Below are 16,877 nucleotides of genomic sequence, written 5' to 3' on the forward strand. Positions count from 1 at the left end.
TTATGGCTTACTCACTCAAACGGACACAGATGCTCCCTTCAAAGAGCACTGAGGGACACTCGTTTGCCCAATCTAACACTCAAACGGCTGCAAACAATCAATTAACAAAAACATGTCTAGATGTCTTCACCCTCTCCCTGATAGTCGTAGCTTTACTTTTTTCTGAGCGAGCGCGCGCCTCTGCTGTCGACGATTTAAATAAGCGCGGACAAGGTGAAATGAGTTATCTATTTTGGACCCTCTATTCTGCTGAATTCTACACCGCACCTTCGAGCTCAGAACGCGCATTGAAAATAGAGTACTACCGTTCAATTGACAGTAAGGACTTGGTCGAAGCGACAGAAGATCAATGGAACAAGCTTGGCTACCCTAACAGCAACATCGAGCGTTGGTTAAAGCCACTCTATACTATGTGGCCCAACGTAAAAGCAGGAAACACACTAACGATTCGCGTAGCCGAAGATAATGTCAGCCGCTTTTACTTCGATGAGCAGCCTATCGGTGTCATTCAAGACAAACAGTTTGGCGATGCCTTCCTAGCTATCTGGCTCTCTGAAAACACCTCCGAACCTGGCCTACGCAAACAACTATTAGGTTTGAATCAATGAATCCAAAAACAAAAATAATCAAATTTGCTCTCGCAATACTGTCTCTTAGTTGGCTAACAGGTTGCGGCTCTGCCAGCCTTGATAATCATGTCGACACAACACCAAAGCTCAAGCTTGAGTCTTTCTTCAATGGTGAGTTAATGGCCTACGGAATGGTGCTCGACCGCTCCGGCAACTTGCTACGACGCTTCGATGCTAAACTCATCGCTACGTGGGAAGGTAACAACGGTGAAATCAAAGAGTGGTTCTCATTTGCCGATGGTGAACGCTCAACCCGAGTTTGGAACCTCATCAAAACTGGCGACAACACCTACTCAGGCACCGCTAACGACGTTGTAGGAACCGCTTATGGTGAAACCCAAGGTTCTGCACTCTATTGGAAATACGACCTAGAAATTGAAGTCGACGGCAGTACCTATGAAGTAACGCTAGATGATTGGATGTTCTTGATGGACGAAAAGCGATTGTTCAATAAAACAGAAATGTCCAAGTTTGGCTTTAAGGTCGGAGAGGTCATCCTGTACATCGAAAAGATTTAGACAACTGGCCCTTCAATTCAATCTGAATCACCCGCATTAGAATCTAGCCCACTACGACACGTTGTGGGCTGTTTCGTTTAATCCCTCGAATACATGCCTACATACTCCCCCACTGTGCTAAGATGCGCCACCAGCGTACAAATGGCCAATACCTCATACTGATGAATGCCCCTTTGTTTCGCCACGTGTAGATTCCTTACCACGATAAATTGAAAAGGCTTTAAAGCATGAGCAAGTTAACTTCAGCGGAGCGTAAGGCTCGCGACAATGAACGTTTCTCACAACGCGTAAACGAGCGCAGAGAAAAAGGTGAAGACGTAGCTGCTTACGCATTAACTAACAAAAAAGCCGTTAAATTCCTGACCAAGTCAGAGAAGAAACGTCTCAATAAAATGAAAATTGCTCGCCAAGAAGAGCTTCGCCAGAAAGAACAAGAAGAGCTGAACCGAATCGAAGACGCCTTCACCATCAAACAGTTTGACAACGAATAATCACGATAAACAACTCAAAGTGCTGTCGCAGGTCTTGGCTACCAAGCAAATGAGAGCATAAATTATTTTGTTAGGGTGACCTTCAAAGTGTGCGACAATGCGCGAAGTAAATTCATATTCAAGGTTCATTATGAAACTTCTAGTTCGTAACCTATCACGCTCAACAACAGAGCAAGACATCCGTGTACTATTTTCTGAGTTCGGTTCAGTAAAAGCATGCAACCTAGTATTAGACCAAGAAACTGGCTACTCAAAAGGTTTTGCTTTCGTTGAAATGCCAGAGCCAGAAGAAGCGAAAACTGCACTAGACAAGCTGCACATGACCAAGCTTGGTAAAAACACGATTCGTGTAAAAGTCGCTAACTCTTAATTCGGCTTTAACGCTTTCGCTAGTTTATCAGAAAGTCAGATGATAAAGCCCGTAACGATATTGCGCTGAAATAACGCCATATCGTTACGGGCTTTTTGCTGCTCGGTACTTTGTCCAAGCACTCACAACTTATCTATAACCCTTCATAGTCATCAATGGCTCGTCGCGCTTCAGCCATTGAACATCCAGATTCCATCACCAATTGAGCAACTGTCATAGAAGGTGTTGCAGCTAACAGCGACGCCAAACACACCACAGGTTTTGGCAGTATCTTGTCTATGGCTACTGTTATCCAACCGTCTTTTTCATGAGTTAACAAAGCTTTGAATTCGATCAATTGATGCTCTTGAGCCACCAATAACCAGTTGCGTGAGCGACGAACTCGCTTCAACTGGCATCCACACTCAGCAGCGTTTGCCATTACTTGGCTCTTATCACTCACACGATGTACAAAACTATTCAGTGGGACGCTAAACATAGCTCTCTGCCAATCAATCTCTATAATCATTCTGCGCTGTCTAGAGCTGCTTGGTGAAACCGTGAGTAGGATTACACAGACACAAAAAAACCGCCAGTCATACCCTCTAGCCACTCTTCCCCCTTTTCAAAAGCAGCAATGGTCGCAAATACAGAGTACGTCGAGGCGCGCTTTGAAGAAGCCGTTGTAAGCAGATCGGCTTGAACAACGCCCTATCAATCGCAGTCACTATCTAAAGTAAGGGAGCACCGCTAAGTTGCTTCCTTAATTGATCTTGAGTACCACTGAGAAATCGTGTGGGTTACGAGTCTATCTCTACCGTGATCTCGGTTTTTACAGAGTTGGCAATGAAACAGTTACTGTGCGCCAGATGGTGCAGTTTTTCGAGTTGTTTATCCGTAGGGCGCTTATCACCAACAAATTGGATTTGGGGTCTAAGCGTCACATGGCTCACCCAAGCACGCCCTGCTTTATCTTCTTCAAGAACGCCAATCGCATCATCAACATAAGACTCAATCACGTACTTGCGCTTAGCTGCAATGCCCAAAAACGTCAGCATGTGACAACTGGCAATCGCTGCAATAAACGCTTCTTCGGGATCAATATTTTCAGCTACCGAAAGTGGTAGTGGCACAACATGAGGCGATGACGAGGCGGGTACAATAACGCCACCGTCGAACTCCCATGTATGCCCGCGACTGTATTGGTTATCGCTAAATACCTCATTGTCACCTTTCTGCCAGCGAATCAAGGCACCATAGTCAGACATACTTTCTCCTTAGCGATCCGCAGGGTGGTTAACCCCATCATTAGTCACCACATCACCGATATCGAAAGGGTTCACTCCTTCCAAACAACCAATATTGAATCCATATTCATTTGGGCTAGAGCGACGTTGATGATGGGTATAGATACCACAGTTCGAGCAGAAGTAATGCTTCGCGGTGTTGGTATTGAATTGATATAACTTGAGATGCTCTGCACCTTTGAGGATCTTGATACCATCCAAGGCTACCGAGCCCACTATCGCCCCTTTACGACGACAGATCGAGCAATCACAGCGACGCGGCTTTTCGATTCCGTTAGGTAGGCTGAGCTCTAACTCTACCGCACCACAATGGCAGGTCGCTTTATGAAATGGTTTGATCGCCGTATTGCCAACTATTTTCATTGTTTTCTCCAGTAACATCCATGCATTGCTCGCATCATAACCAGTTCTGCCAGTCCTGTCCGTAGCCTCGTTTTCAGTTCGAGAGTTTTGTCATATCGCGTTAATTAATTGATCTATCGGTCAAATGACCAAAATTTTCGATTAGAAAGTCCAAGAACAGTCGAATTCGCTTAGGTTGATACTTCTTGCTGATGTACACAACATTCAAGTCAGCGCTCGATACAGAGGTCGAGGTATTGAAGTTTTTCATATAGCCATTGAGCAAAGTAACAAGGCGTTGGTTATTGATGTCATCTTGCACATCCAGTACCGATTTTAGCGCAATGCCCTCGCCTTTTAATGCCCAGTAGCGAATCACTTCACCATCGTCCGAGAATCGTTTTGGCACAACGGTAATCGACTTCTTCATGTCGTGATCTTGGAAGTGCCATGTCTTGAGCTCTTCATTGCTACGTAGCATTGCCAAACAGTCATGCTCGACTAAGTCTTGTGGCGTTAACGGCGTACCATGCTTGGCAAGATATTCAGGAGAAGCACACAACACACGTCGGCTCAAGGATAAACGTCTTGATATCAAACTGCTATCGACTAACTCTCCGTAGCGAATCACCACGTCCATACCCGACTCTGCAATATTCGACAGGTTATCGTTCAAATACAGGTAAGGGATCACGTCAGGATACTGCTGACAGAACTCAGAGAGAATAGGAAGAATGTATTGCTTACCGATGTCTTTCGGTGCGGCGACCTTTAAAGGGCCTTTAACCTCTTTGACGCCATTTTGAATCAGGTTTTCGGCTTCGCTAACGTTATCCAATATCTCTAGACACGCCTTGTGATATAGCTCACCAGAGTCAGTCAAAGACACATGTCGAGTACTTCGATTCAACAGCTTCACGCCATATCGCTCTTCCAGTGCCTGCATCCTTACCGTCATGGTCGCAGGTGATAAGCCTAGCTCTCGCCCTGCTGCTGCCAACCCTTGGTGCTTCACGATACTGACGAACATCGCCATGTCTGAAAACTTATCCATGCTACTTCTTCCTCGTCACATTGTTCATCTCAACCGAATAATGAATTCATATTTTAGCCAATTATCAAAATTAATCGAACAAATATAATGGCAACCATCAGCAGAACACGCAGGAATTGAGAACATGAACAACGTAGTAACGGACCAAGAAAAAAGTACTTTCGTCATCATTGGTGGCACATAAGGCATCGGTAAAGCATTAGCGATGCAATTGAGAAGCGAAGACAACACAGTACACATTGCGAGCCGACATACAGGCGTTAATATCAGCAATGAAAAGTCGATTTGCGAGTACTTCGAATCGATTGGTCCCTTCGATCATTTGGTGGTCACTGCTGGCTCATCTGCTCCCGCAGGAAAGGTGACCGACGTTGCTCTTGAAGACGCAAAAACGGCATTTGATACCAAATTTTGGGGCAGCCTGAACGTCGCCAAGCATGCGGCGCGTTACATCAAACCCAAGGGTTCTATCACGCTTACCACAGGATTGCCTTGCAGTTCGGTTGGCACACCACCTTCTTTACCGTAGCTGCACTTGGCACCATCGCGATGATTTCTATCCTAACGTCAATCAAATCAAGCGGTCATAGCGAAGCGAAAGACATCAAGACTCAACTAATGGCATTTAAAAATCCAATGCTGCTTATCAGCTTGGCGATCACCGCTTTTGCTTGGTCTGGGTTTATGACGCTTTACGGCTACCTTGCGCCTATTGCCATGCACATCACGGGTTACGGTCAAGACTCAGTCACTTGGATCTTAGTCATTGTCGGTGTGGGCTTGATCATAGGTAACACATTAGGCGGCCGCTCTTCCGATAAAGATTTAGGCAAATAAAGATTTAGGCAAAGCTTCCATGTTTTGGGCAATCGCGATGGTCGCTTCACTGGTTGTGGTGGGCCTAGTGGTAGACAACAAAATCCTATTCGTTGCAGCTGCATTTGTCTTTGGTATTGCATCATTTGCGAACGTTCCTGCCATGCAACTTCGAGTAATGAACCACGGTGGTGAAGGACAAGAACTTGCTGCTACAGCCAACATTTCAGCCTTTAACCTAGCGAATGCCTTCGGTGGATTCCTTGGTGGCATGGTACTCGACAGCCAGCTAGGCGCAGGAATGATTCCATTCGCAGCCGTTGTTGTCCCTGTCATTGGCTTGCTACTTATTGCCAAAGCCAACCGAGCTGGTAAGCCTCAGAGCAACTCGATTTTCAGCCCAGCGGAAAGCAAGTAATCCGCTCTATAAACCGAATACAAAACTAAAAACATTGAATTAAAAAGTACTGAATTAAAACAAGGTGGATACCATGAACAAATTATTCGAAACATCAGAACTCAAGGGCCTAGCACTGCAAAACCGTGTCGTTATGGCGCCTATGACTCGCGCTCGTACCAGTCAACCGGGCAATGTGCCAAACGATATGATGGCAACCTATTACCAACAACGTGCGAGCGCTGGGCTTATCATCACTGAAGCGACGCAGATCTCTGATGACTCTCAAGGCTACTCATTCACTCCCGGCGTTTATACCGATGCACAAATTGAAGGTTGGAAGTCAGTAACCACAGCAGCCAAAGAACAAGGCGCAGCAATATTCTGTCAGCTCTGGCATGTCGGCCGCGTGTCTCACCCTACCTTTCAAAAAGGCGAACTGCCGATAGCACCGTCAGCTTTGGCTCCGATAGAAACTCAGGTGTGGATTTCTGATGAGAATGGCAACGGCAACATGGTCGATTGCATCCAACCAAGAGAGATGACCCAAGCAGACATCGATCGAGTGGTTCAAGATTTTGCGAACGCAGCAAAGAAAGCCATCAAGGCAGGCTTTAATGGAGTGGAAATCCACGGTGGCAATGGCTACCTGATTGACCAGTTCCTAAGAACCAACTCAAACAAGCGCAACGACAACTACGGTGGAAGCCGTGAGAACCGCCTTCGCTTCCTGATTGAAGTGGTTGATGCTGTGATTGCAGAGATAGGTACCGATAAAGTAGGCGTGCGCTTGGCGCCATTCATCACCTTTAAAGACATGAACTGCCCAGACATCGTGCCAACGATTTTGGAGGCTTCGAAAGCACTGCAAGCTCGTGATATCGCTTATCTACATCTTTCAGAAGCTGATTGGGATGATGCACCGGTGATACCTGAAAGCTTCCGTGTCGAACTAAGAGCCTTGTTCTCCAACACCATCATCGTCGCTGGCAGCTACACACCAGAACGCGCCGAAGAAGTATTAAACAAAGGCTACGCGGATCTCGTCGCATTTGGTCGCCCATTCGTGGCTAACCCAGATCTCGTATCACGCCTACAAAACGGCAGTGAGCTAGCACAACTCGATGGCACGACTCTATTCGGCGGCAACGAAAAGGGCTATATCGATTATCCAGCGTTGTAGTGGTCAAGAATTAAACACCTCCCAAGCCTGCATGAGTCCTGCAGGCTTATCTCTTTAAAAACGTGACCAAGCCGATACCTTTTCACACCCAAGAATCCACTTACACACTTTAACTTAAACCACTGTTATATTTAAACTTTACATAAAAAACAAACTATAAAAATATCAATAATAATTCCAATTCAAACGGATAAATGAGGACTCTCCATTGTTCAACGTAGGACAAGTTTACAATCGACGTACAGATATACACGGCCGTTACAAAGGTCAGCAATATGGTGGTATAGCTACGCCTGCAGCACACCCATATGTATTTATCTTCACAAGCGATGCAGGTGAAGAATTTGGTTACTCTGATGGCTTTAGTGCAGACGGGACTTTCCGATATACAGGAGAAGGGCAAGAAGGTGATATGCAGATGATTAAAGGAAACTTGGCCATCTTTGAACACCAAAACAACCTAAAAGAGATTCTCTTATTTGAATCTGTCTCAACTGGTTTGGTTAGATTCGTTGGAGTTTGCAACTACATTTGTCATCACATAGAGCAACGCCCCGACAAAAACGACCAACTTCGCGACGCAATAATTTTCCATTTAGATATAGTCCCGCAAAGTATTGGAGATAAAATTCAAACTCCAAAAATGTCATACCTTACCAAGCCAACTAAAAGTAAATCACTGAAGCAGTTACGAGACATCGCTTTAGCTTCAACACCACTTAAAGCTAGCCCTAAAGAGCAACTCACGCACGTGAAATATCGTAGTGACGCTATCAAGTTTTATGCAAAAAAACGAGCAGATGGAACTTGTGAAGGCTGTGAAATAGCATCGCCCTTTGAGGCAAAGTCTGGTCCCTACCTAGAGGTACATCACCTGACACGATTAGCGGATGGTGGTGCTGATTGTCCTGAAAACGTGATTGCTCTCTGCCCTAATTGCCACCGAGAAGCGCACTACTCAATAAACGCTACTGAGTTCAACTCCCAGCTCAGAGAGAAGGCACTAAAGATTGAAGAAGAATTGTTATAAACGTTTCTTTCAGGCAAAAGAAAGGCTCGCGTGACTAGTGCGAGCCTAATGCAGTTTAGGGGGTAAACCACAATCTGATATTAATTTGGGCTAATTATTTAACTTATGAGCCATTATGCACTTATGCGCACTAATATTCCATTTTTAAATGATTCACAGCAATTAATCAATCGATAAAAGTTAGCGTTTGGTCAATTTAAACCACATAAATAACAATTATTTAGTGAGCTGTGTCTACTAATTCATCAGAAAGCCCATACCAATCAGATTTATAGGCTTTTCATTTGCCAGTAGCCTTCACCATTAGTTGCAAGCTGACTATGTAAGTAATCGAGCGTGTCAGCAACCGTCCCTGCAATGCCTTGTGGTGGGTTAAATAACAACAAACCACTACCGATGAGTCGGTCATCGCCCTTAGGATCGCGCAGTCGCAATTCCGATTTGATAGGGCTTGGTAGCAAGCCATCTTTCACCGCTGTCACGCAGTGGTTCAAAATCAGTGAGCTTTTGTCATCGGTGTAGAGTGGATACCAAATCAGCGCAGAGACTTTCTCTGACTGTTGATAGGCCTTAACCAAAGCATCAATCACCGCGTGATATTCGGAATCCGTTTCGTAAGGTGGGTCGATCACAATCAGGTGGTGGCTATCATGTTTCGCGACATCGTCAGGCAGTGCTTTAAGGCCATCGCCCGCAGTAATGATCAACTTGCTAGAGACATCGAGATCGCGTTGCAACTTCTCAATATTGGTTTGCAGTAAATCGGCTTCATCTTGCTGAATATCTGAAAAATAGAAGCTATCTTGGCTGCGACCTTGTTGATAGGTAATCGCTGCCGAGCCGGGATACAGCGTGATAAGTTGATTCGGATTGTAGTATTCCAACATCGACATAAAAGATGCAAATGAATCAGGAAGGTAGGCCTTGTTGCGCCAAAGGTATCCAACCCCTTCTGCAAATTCGCCTGCGTGATTACTTGGCGCAATGGTTAGGTCATAACACCCGGTACCTGAGTGAGTGTCGATAACATTGAGGCGCGAATGCTGCTGCATTAATGACTGAACCAGAGCACTTAATACAGGGTGCTTCAGTGCATCACCGTGGTCGCCTACGTGACATTGATGTCGATATTCCATTCCCTTGCCTCATTTCTACTAACGTCATATAAACATACTTCATATCATTAGTACTTGCCTGCTCAACCCGTCGTTTTTTGAAATAGGCTCTCTTTCCTTAACTAATTGACTCTTAAATAAAATAAAGCCCTTCGTTCGGTTAAAAGCGAAGGGCTAAAGTAAGCTCACTTACTGAGTTGCAGCATTATCAAAATAGATAACTTAAGGGTACTCACCCTCAACTTCTACAGGCGGTTTCACTTGATAGTGACAAGGCTGTAAGCCAAGTAATTTCGGAAGGGTTATACCGACCGAAATTGAAGACCATGTACCACTCGCAATGCCCACTACCAATGCGATTGCAAAGCCTTGTAGAGCCGCTCCACCAAGCAACCAAAGCGCAGATACCGTCAACAAAGTCGTACCTGAAGTCACCATGGTACGAGAGAACGTTGCTTTGACTGATTCGTTAAGCAGGTTATCAGTATCGCCGTCAAGATTGCCACGCAGCATCTCACGGACACGGTCAGCAATGATGATCGAGTCATTCAGTGAGTAGCCCAGAATCGCTAATACCGCCGCCAGCACCGTTAGGTTGAACTCAAACTGAGTCAAGGCGAATAAGCCGAAGATAATCGTCACGTCGTAAATGATCGCAGCCAAAGCGCCTAGAGCTAAACGCCATTCAAATCGTACGCTTAGGTAAAGCATAATCATTAAGAAACACACCAATACCGCCAAGCCACCTTGGTCAACCATGTCTTGACCCACTTGAGGGCCAACCACACTGCTGTTCAGTACTTTCACTTGGTCACTCACCGATGCCAAGGCATCAACTAAGTTGGTTTGCGGTGCGTCTGTCAGCTGGCTGTAGCGAATAGTCCAGCGATCTTGCTCTGCCATGCCAACCACTTGCACGTCTTGTTGGAAAGCAGCATCAAGCTGTGTTTTCAGCGCGTCTTTGGTCACTTGATCTGAAAGTTGAACCTCAGCAACCACACCGCCTGTAAAGTCCAACCCCCAGTCAAACCCTTTCACGGCCACCAGCATTACTGAGCTCATGAACAACACAATAGAGATTACCGACATAACCTTACGAAGGAGAGTCATATTACTATTTGAAAAATAGCGTTCTGAAATTGTCATTTTTGTTGAAGTACTCATGCTTAAATCCTTACATCATGGCGTTGGTCACGCCCCCAAACCAAATTGATGATTGCTCGTGAAGCAAAAATGCCCGTAAACATACTGGTTAGAAGACCTAAGCCCAATGTCAACGCAAAGCCTTGAATTGGTCCGTTACCAATGGTGTAAAGAGCAACCGCTACAATCATGGTGGTAAAGTTAGCATCGAAGATAGATGAGAACGCGCTATCGAAACCACGATCGATGGAACTAGCAAAGCTGCGTCCTTCTTTCATTTTGTCTCGAATACGTTCGAAGATAAGTACGTTAGTATCCACCGCCATACCAACGGTTAATACCAAGCCAGCTATTCCCGGCAGGGTTAATACCGCACCCGGTAGCAATGCGATCAGACCAAACAGTGTTACCATGTTAACGATAAGCGCACCATTCGCGACCCAACCAAGACGGCGATACCATAGCGCCATAAACGTAAGAGTAAGACCAAGACCAAGCGCCAGTGCAGCAAAGCCGTTAGTCACGTTTTCTGCGCCTAAAGATGGACCAATGGTACGCTCTTCAATGATAGTCACTGGTGCTGTTAGTGAACCTGCGCGAAGCAACAGAGCAAGCTCTTGCGCTTCAGCCATGCTGCCTGCACCTGTAATTCTGAAGCGGCTACCCAATTGAGATTGGATGTTCGCAACGCTGATCACTTCACTGGTTTTCTCGCTGTTCCCAGCTCTGTCTCGGCTGTACTCGCTGTACACGGTCGCCATTGGCTTACCGATGTTGTGACGAGAGAACTCAGACATTTTCTTACCACCCGCAGAATCTAAGGTGATGTTTACTTCTGCGCTACCCATTTCACCAATGCCACTACGTGCATCAATAATGTGTTCACCACTTAGTACTGCTTTGCGAGCAACAACCACACGGTTGCCATCGGTATCTTTTAGCGTCTGAGTATTACGAGTTGGGTTGTCGTATACCGAGTAGAACGCCAATGATGCTGTGGCACCAATCACGTCTTTTGCAGCTGCAGGATCTTGTACACCCGGTAATTCGATACGGATACGGCTTTCGCCTTGGCGTTGAATTGAGGCTTCAGTGATACCGAGCTCTTCAATACGGCTGCGCATGATTTGTAGGTTTTGTTGAACCGTTAGGTTGCGAAGCGTGCGTTGTTCGTCTTCTGATTGCGTCAAAGTCAGCTTTTTGTCCGAGCGGTCACGTAACCATTGTGGGAACTCTTCACGAATCAGCTTCTGTGCTTTTTCAAAGTCTGCATCGGTACGGAAGTTAAATTCCACTTTGTCCTTTGCAACTTTACCGTGGGCATAACGCACTTGGTTAGTGATCTCATCGACCATGGCTTGCGCTTGCGCGTGGTAAACCGGTTCCATGTCTACTTCAAGTAAGAACTGCACACCACCACGTAAATCAAGGCCTAGCTGAATCGGTGCAAAGCCCATGTCAGTCAGCCATTTTGGTGCTGCTGGCTCCATTGCTAGCGCGACGGTTGCAGTATCAAGCAGACGCTCATTCAGCACTTCTTTGGCTTTTGCTTGCTGCTCTGCATCTTCTAAGATCACCACTAAACGCTTGTCTTTCTGATAAGCCGATTTAGCTTGGATGCCTTCGCTTGCAAGGTATTGAGTCACCTGCGTCGCGTCGATGGTTTGCTCAGAGCGATTGTTAATTTGAACCGAAGCATCTTCACCATACCACGACGGCAAAGCGCTCAGAATCATGATGATAATGGTGGTAATAAGTACCACGTATTTCCACTTAGAGTAGTGGTTGATTTGTTTTCTTGGAATGCGTTTTTTCACAGTCAAGATCTCTTATTTTAACTAAGTTTTGCGAACGCGAACGATGGCTACCCCCAACCAGACCAAACTGATTTAACGGCAGCAGAGTGCATTCGCGAATTGTTTTGGGGATTGGCTAAAACAACGGACACAGGGGATCGTCGATGCGACCAATCAGGGGCAAAGGATTAGCTAAGAAGTTCTCGAAAGTGGGAATATTGGATGTTGCCCTCTTTCCACCCCGACAAACGGGAAGGCGGAGAGCTGACAATACTGGTCCAGTGCTGTTTGAGGTCCAACATAGGGGTTGTCGCTAACAGCGAAGCCAGTAAAGAAGGGGGAGAGAAGTCAATCAGCAAGTGATAAGCAGGCTCAAGGTCAGGCGCGCTTTCTTGCTCATTGGTTGATATACGTCGGTAAGTGGTCGCTTGAAGGCTAGATTCAGTATCGTGATAATTGGATCTGTCACCTACTGACGAAGCGCCTACTTGAACTTTATCGCACTCCAAATAGGCCGATGGGTCATCAATGGCAGCGTTCTGACACTGTTTTTGCGCGAAAGATTGCTGTTGAGCAGTCTCGATTTGAAACGGCTTAGAAGGAAACGAATAGCCGTTAGAATTCACTAAGCCAAAGCTCAGTAAAAACAACATTAAGACTAATCGGGTACCCAGTTTAAGCAATCTAATATCCAAACAATATTCTCGTAGATCGCCAATCTACAACACAAATGAAACGCTGTCTTGATTTAAAATCATTTTTTTAGAAAATGATTCGATGCAACCGATTAAGCTTCAGTGCTTCCAAAAAAAAAAGCCAAGCAACGAGGCTTGGCTTTCCATTACGTATGCGTCCAACGCTGATCGTTATGACGCTTTAGGTCGCATGATGTTCTTGACCTTACGGCTATTTTCACCAAAGATACGCTGCACTAACGCATTCATATCATCTGCTGAAATCGATCTCGCCATTCGTTCCACTTGAGATAAAGCATCGATATCGTAGCCATGAAGCAGATAACGAGATACATACCAGGCTTGGTCAATAGAGCTCATCTCAAGAGGCTTAAAATCAGCTTCAAACTGTTTCACCACCGCATGCATCTCTTGCTCAGAGACACCTTGTAGAAGGTCGCTAATGACCTTATCGATTGCCACTTCTACTTTTTCGACATTCTCTGGCGCGACCATCGCCCCAATAGCCCACTCAAGAAATGGCTCCCCATCGGCAGATGCTAAGTAGGTATAAGGCGAGTAATCTAAGCTTAACTCTTCACGAATATAGCTATCTAAACGAGTCGCCAGTAGGCGCTCCAGTAAGCTTTCCATGAAAATATCTTTTGCCGTGAAGTCTTGCTCGGTAGCGCTTGCGGGTTCAGAGATCACTCGCAAGATGTACTCAGCACTATTTACATTGTTAATCGCCAAATCAATACGTGACTCCAGTGGCTGGTTGTATGCCACTTTAAATTCAGGTACCGCGGCTTTTTCCAACGGAATAGAAGCCAAGTACTGCTGAACCAAAGGCTTCAATAGACTTGGGTCGATATCACCAACGACCACCAGCTGGTTTTGTCTCATTTGACCAAACAGCTGCTGATGAAGGTTATCGACATCTTCCACTGAAACCGCTGCAACACGCTCTTTATCAACCAACAGGTGACGACTATCCGGACTATAGATATTTTGGTTTATTGCGCGTTCAAACTGACCGACCGGACTGCTCAAGAAAGATTCTTGTCCCTGTACAAACTCTTGCTTCACCGCCTCTAGTTGCTCAGGGTTGATTTTAGGTGCCGTGATGAAGGTATACAGTGCAGCAAATGTATCTTTTAGCCCATCTTTCTGAATATTAAATTCAATGCCATGACGGGTATTGCCAATGAAACTATCTGCTCGGATATCTTCACGGTCAAAATAAGCAAGTAGCTCAGATCCCGTAAACTCACCGACACCACTTCGAGCAAACGTCGGCAATGCCACTTCAACCGCTGGGTATAAGCTCGGTTCCAAAGCGGCTTTTCCACCGAGACTCATATACATCACACCAACATCATCACCCGCCGCATAATCACGCAGGTACCACATATCGACGCCATTGCTTAACGTCCATTTCTGAATGTATGGATCTACCGACATTTGTTCTACCAGCACAACCTCGCCCGCCGAACTAGGAACGGCGAAGGCACTTGCAGAAGCAATAACGAGCGGTGGGGTTCCTGGTTCGCTATAAGTTGCTTTTAAGCTGTCTAAAGAATTGACGACAGCGGTTCTATCTTCAGAGTCGTCCATCCCGATAACAAGGAAGTAATCATCAGAAAGCAGATTCTTGATGTTGTCGTTGATCGTTTCAAGGCTTAGATTAGCGATGAATGCTTCTAGGCTGGCTTGATAGTCTTTCTGTGATTGGACGATTCGGCCACTAACAAGAGCGCTCGCTTTATCGCTCGCGTGATCAGCGCTATCAAACTTATCCCAGTCATCCTCGATGTTATCCAGCAGGTCTTGGTAGTAGTGCTGCTCGGCAACGATATCCATTTTCGACACACCAAAATCACGCAGTGATGCCAGCGTAGAGAGAAGCTCCTGTTGGATTACATCACGCCCACCATTCGGAAAACCAACACTGATTGATGAATAATTCAGAGCTCCCATCTGATAGTTTTCAGATGCTACCCATTGGGTCGGTAAAGCTGCGTCATTGAATACCGTTTCGAGTCTTTGACGAATGAGTTGTAGAGCCGTTTCATCTAACCAGCGCTGGTGTTGTTGAGCATGGTTTTCGATGCGATACAGACCACGATTGAACGTTAAAGTGATGCTTGGCGCTTCTCTACCTGCATACTCAACATAATCACCTTCATTAAACGAAGTCGTATTCTGTTTCTCTGGTCTTGGCGTTTCGCCGCGCTCCCAACCCGAAAATTTCTCTTCAATCAGTGGGATCAGTGTTTTAAGGTCCACATCACCAGAAACCACTAGCTCAACGATTTGAGGTTGATACCAAGTTTGGTAAAAGTCGGTAAGCCCTTCCGACGTGGCAGCCATAACCGAAGCTTTAGTTCCTAACGCACCTTGCGATTCGTAAGGGCTGCCTTCGAATAGGTAATCAACATATTTCTCGGGGAATGACTTATCATCGAGACGAGCCATACGAAACTCACCAAGAATCACTCCCTTTTCTTTTTCAACTTCCGAACTAGAGAGATCGAGGCCATCGCCAACGTCACGCATCCAAGTCAATGCTTGCTCTAATTGGAGGTTATCTGGCAAATCTAATTCATACACCGTATCTTCATAGGAAGTATAGGCATTGATGTCCGCACCAAAGCTGGAGCCAGCTTCTTCAAATAGACGAATCACATCATTTTGAGAGAAGTTCTTGCTGCCATTAAATGCCATATGCTCGACAAAGTGAGCATAGCCTTCTTGTTGAGGTGTTTCTTGAATGGAGCCCGCGTGCACAACTAAACGCACAGATACCGATGCTTCATGATCAGGATAAACATGGTAGGTAAAACCATTATCCAGTTGAGCAGATGTCCAGGCAGGATCTGGTTGAATTAAAGTTTCATTGGTTTTTGATGTAGAACTGCAACCAACCAGGGCAAAGCATATTGCCGTCGCTAAATAATATGTCTTCATAACAACCTCTTAATGTCATTCACTGACAATATACAGATTGAGTTAATGATTATTATTTAATATTTAACCAAATGAATATAGTTGTGATCTAGATCGTCATCTTATAAATTACAATAACACATGTAAAGTCAGCCATATTCAACTAGAAGTTCAGGAGTAAGGGGAAGAAAAACAGACTACATGCCTTTAAACAGAGCTTGCGAGGCACGGCTGATTGGCAGCTTGTCACCGGATACATACGCCGACATCTGACCGGATAGTCCTTTTTTGACCTTATCAATAGCCGACACTTTCACCACCACTGAACGATGGATCTGCCAAAACTCATCCGGATTAAGTTGAGCGAGTAACTCCTTTAGAGATACACGAAGAATAAACTCCTCTAATAGCCCACCGTGCCCTTTCTTGAATATCGATACGTATTTATCTTCGGCTTTGAAATACGCCACATCATCGACGGCGATCAGGTGAATGTCTTCGCCAACGCTGGCTTTGAGCCACGTAAGATACTTTTTCTGCGACAAATAAGGAGGCTGCGTTTGCTGTGACGCCGACTGTGACAGTTGCTGAAGTTGACTCATGAGTGCAGCGATGTCGGGTTGTTCTGGCATATGACCGGACTGTGTTTGATTACTTGATAAGCGCGCTTGAATCTTCTGACAGGTAGCAAGCAGGCGCTCTTCATTGATTGGCTTGAGTAGGTAATCTATCGCATTATGCTCAAAAGCTTTAACCGCATACTCGTCGTAAGCCGTAATGAAGACCACCAGCGGCGGTGATGCAAGCTTGTTCAATTGTTTGGCTAGGGAAATGCCATCAAGCTCTGGCATACGAATATCAAGAAAGACGACATCAGGTTTTAGCTGCTGAATACTCTGCATAGCCTCTGTCCCATTTTTGGCCTTACTGACAATCTCTAGCTCAGGCCAAACCTCAGCAAGACTCTTATCCAAGTGATGCCTTAACAGTGCTTCATCGTCTGCGATAATTGCCGTCACACTGTGTTTTAGTCCTGAGTTGATCATTATTCTTCCTTTAAATTCACACTGTAAATCGTCTGTTT

16 protein-coding genes and 2 pseudogenes are annotated in these 16,877 nt (G+C 45.5%); 8 read left to right on the plus strand and 10 right to left on the minus strand.

Features of this window, described 5'->3' with window-relative positions; all coding sequences use genetic code 11:
* The first annotated feature begins 2 nt into the window (after positions 1-2).
* From A3712_RS20320 to A3712_RS20335, 4 genes are all read left to right on the plus strand, one after another.
* Positions 3-608: a chalcone isomerase family protein gene (locus A3712_RS20320; RefSeq protein ID WP_082856279.1), complete on the plus strand. Its 606-nt coding sequence runs from the start codon at positions 3-5 to the stop codon at positions 606-608.
* Positions 605-1,147 carry a DUF3833 domain-containing protein gene (locus tag A3712_RS20325; RefSeq protein WP_063524810.1) on the plus strand — a complete coding sequence of 181 codons (543 nt, stop codon included), beginning with the start codon at positions 605-607 and terminating at the stop codon, positions 1,145-1,147. The genes A3712_RS20320 and A3712_RS20325 overlap by 4 nt, the downstream gene beginning before the upstream one ends.
* 227 nt (positions 1,148-1,374) lie before the next feature.
* A complete protein-coding gene (locus tag A3712_RS20330) occupies positions 1,375-1,638 on the plus strand; it encodes a hypothetical protein (protein WP_063524811.1) in 264 nt (87 codons plus the stop codon).
* A 130-nt stretch (positions 1,639-1,768) separates the two neighbouring features.
* A complete protein-coding gene (locus tag A3712_RS20335) occupies positions 1,769-2,008 on the plus strand; it encodes an RNA recognition motif domain-containing protein (RefSeq protein WP_063524812.1) in 240 nt (79 codons plus the stop codon).
* 133 nt (positions 2,009-2,141) lie between these two features.
* Here the strand turns inward: A3712_RS20335 and A3712_RS20340 are convergent, their stop codons facing one another.
* The 4 genes from A3712_RS20340 to A3712_RS20355 all read right to left on the minus strand — a co-directional run bounded on the left by A3712_RS20340 (position 2,142) and on the right by A3712_RS20355 (position 4,690).
* Entirely contained in the window at positions 2,142-2,486 is a 345-nt protein-coding gene (locus A3712_RS20340) for a ribosome recycling factor family protein (protein WP_063524813.1), read from the minus strand.
* A 301-nt stretch (positions 2,487-2,787) separates the two neighbouring features.
* The gene (locus tag A3712_RS20345; protein WP_063524814.1) at positions 2,788-3,255 is read right to left on the minus strand and encodes an OsmC family protein; all 468 of its coding nucleotides are present in this window, start codon (positions 3,253-3,255) and stop codon (positions 2,788-2,790) included.
* Between the two features lie 9 nt (positions 3,256-3,264).
* Complete coding sequence (locus A3712_RS20350; RefSeq protein ID WP_063524815.1) at positions 3,265-3,657, minus strand: GFA family protein; 393 nt, start codon at positions 3,655-3,657, stop codon at positions 3,265-3,267.
* 100 nt (positions 3,658-3,757) lie between these two features.
* Positions 3,758-4,690: a LysR family transcriptional regulator gene (locus tag A3712_RS20355; protein WP_063524816.1), complete on the minus strand. Its 933-nt coding sequence runs from the start codon at positions 4,688-4,690 to the stop codon at positions 3,758-3,760.
* A gap of 187 nt (positions 4,691-4,877) precedes the next feature.
* Between A3712_RS20355 and A3712_RS20360 the strand changes: the two are divergent.
* The 4 genes and pseudogenes from A3712_RS20360 to A3712_RS20375 form a co-directional block, all read left to right on the plus strand.
* A pseudogene (locus A3712_RS20360) lies at positions 4,878-5,180 on the plus strand (SDR family oxidoreductase); the annotation flags it as partial.
* Positions 5,177-5,924 (plus strand): annotated as a pseudogene (locus A3712_RS20365) (MFS transporter); the annotation flags it as partial. The pseudogenes A3712_RS20360 and A3712_RS20365, both read left to right, overlap by 4 nt.
* Positions 5,925-5,997: 73 nt before the next feature.
* Positions 5,998-7,086, plus strand: coding sequence for an alkene reductase (locus A3712_RS20370; protein WP_063524817.1), 1,089 nt, complete (start codon positions 5,998-6,000; stop codon positions 7,084-7,086).
* Positions 7,087-7,294: 208 nt separating this feature from the next.
* Positions 7,295-8,116: an HNH endonuclease gene (locus A3712_RS20375; RefSeq protein ID WP_063524818.1), complete on the plus strand. Its 822-nt coding sequence runs from the start codon at positions 7,295-7,297 to the stop codon at positions 8,114-8,116.
* A gap of 269 nt (positions 8,117-8,385) precedes the next feature.
* On the opposite strand, the gene rlmJ is transcribed toward A3712_RS20375, so the two are convergent.
* The 6 genes from rlmJ to A3712_RS20405 all read right to left on the minus strand — a co-directional run bounded on the left by rlmJ (position 8,386) and on the right by A3712_RS20405 (position 16,839).
* Complete coding sequence (rlmJ, locus tag A3712_RS20380) at positions 8,386-9,252, minus strand: 23S rRNA (adenine(2030)-N(6))-methyltransferase RlmJ (protein ID WP_063524819.1); 867 nt, start codon at positions 9,250-9,252, stop codon at positions 8,386-8,388.
* Positions 9,253-9,453: 201 nt separating this feature from the next.
* Positions 9,454-10,395 carry a protein translocase subunit SecF gene (gene secF / locus A3712_RS20385; RefSeq protein WP_063524820.1) on the minus strand — a complete coding sequence of 314 codons (942 nt, stop codon included), beginning with the start codon at positions 10,393-10,395 and terminating at the stop codon, positions 9,454-9,456.
* 2 nt (positions 10,396-10,397) lie between these two features.
* A complete protein-coding gene (gene secD, locus A3712_RS20390; RefSeq protein WP_082856280.1) occupies positions 10,398-12,197 on the minus strand; it encodes a protein translocase subunit SecD in 1,800 nt (599 codons plus the stop codon).
* Between the two features lie 161 nt (positions 12,198-12,358).
* Entirely contained in the window at positions 12,359-12,823 is a 465-nt protein-coding gene (locus A3712_RS20395) for a hypothetical protein (RefSeq protein WP_063524822.1), read from the minus strand.
* Between the two features lie 213 nt (positions 12,824-13,036).
* A complete protein-coding gene (locus A3712_RS20400) occupies positions 13,037-15,814 on the minus strand; it encodes a M16 family metallopeptidase (protein WP_063524823.1) in 2,778 nt (925 codons plus the stop codon).
* A 176-nt stretch (positions 15,815-15,990) separates the two neighbouring features.
* Positions 15,991-16,839 (minus strand): LytR/AlgR family response regulator transcription factor, encoded by an 849-nt coding sequence (locus A3712_RS20405; protein ID WP_063524824.1) that lies wholly within the window; start codon positions 16,837-16,839, stop codon positions 15,991-15,993.
* Positions 16,840-16,877 lie beyond the last annotated feature (38 nt).

Source organism: Vibrio sp. HI00D65, from assembly GCF_001635455.1.
Classification (GTDB): Bacteria; Pseudomonadota; Gammaproteobacteria; order Enterobacterales; family Vibrionaceae; genus Vibrio.

Coding starts and splice junctions, on each gene's coding strand:
- A3712_RS20370 (WP_063524817.1), top strand. CDS start 5,998: ATGAACAAATTATTCGAAACATCAGAACTCAAGGGCCTAGCACTGCAA.
- A3712_RS20330 (WP_063524811.1), top strand. CDS start 1,375: ATGAGCAAGTTAACTTCAGCGGAGCGTAAGGCTCGCGACAATGAACGT.
- A3712_RS20355 (WP_063524816.1), bottom strand. CDS start 4,690: ATGGATAAGTTTTCAGACATGGCGATGTTCGTCAGTATCGTGAAGCAC.
- A3712_RS20345 (WP_063524814.1), bottom strand. CDS start 3,255: ATGTCTGACTATGGTGCCTTGATTCGCTGGCAGAAAGGTGACAATGAG.
- A3712_RS20395 (WP_063524822.1), bottom strand. CDS start 12,823: ATGTTGTTTTTACTGAGCTTTGGCTTAGTGAATTCTAACGGCTATTCG.
- A3712_RS20325 (WP_063524810.1), top strand. CDS start 605: ATGAATCCAAAAACAAAAATAATCAAATTTGCTCTCGCAATACTGTCT.
- A3712_RS20320 (WP_082856279.1), top strand. CDS start 3: ATGGCTTACTCACTCAAACGGACACAGATGCTCCCTTCAAAGAGCACT.
- A3712_RS20335 (WP_063524812.1), top strand. CDS start 1,769: ATGAAACTTCTAGTTCGTAACCTATCACGCTCAACAACAGAGCAAGAC.
- A3712_RS20350 (WP_063524815.1), bottom strand. CDS start 3,657: ATGAAAATAGTTGGCAATACGGCGATCAAACCATTTCATAAAGCGACC.
- A3712_RS20405 (WP_063524824.1), bottom strand. CDS start 16,839: ATGATCAACTCAGGACTAAAACACAGTGTGACGGCAATTATCGCAGAC.
- A3712_RS20340 (WP_063524813.1), bottom strand. CDS start 2,486: ATGTTTAGCGTCCCACTGAATAGTTTTGTACATCGTGTGAGTGATAAG.
- A3712_RS20400 (WP_063524823.1), bottom strand. CDS start 15,814: ATGAAGACATATTATTTAGCGACGGCAATATGCTTTGCCCTGGTTGGT.
- secF (WP_063524820.1), bottom strand. CDS start 10,395: ATGAGTACTTCAACAAAAATGACAATTTCAGAACGCTATTTTTCAAAT.
- rlmJ (WP_063524819.1), bottom strand. CDS start 9,252: ATGGAATATCGACATCAATGTCACGTAGGCGACCACGGTGATGCACTG.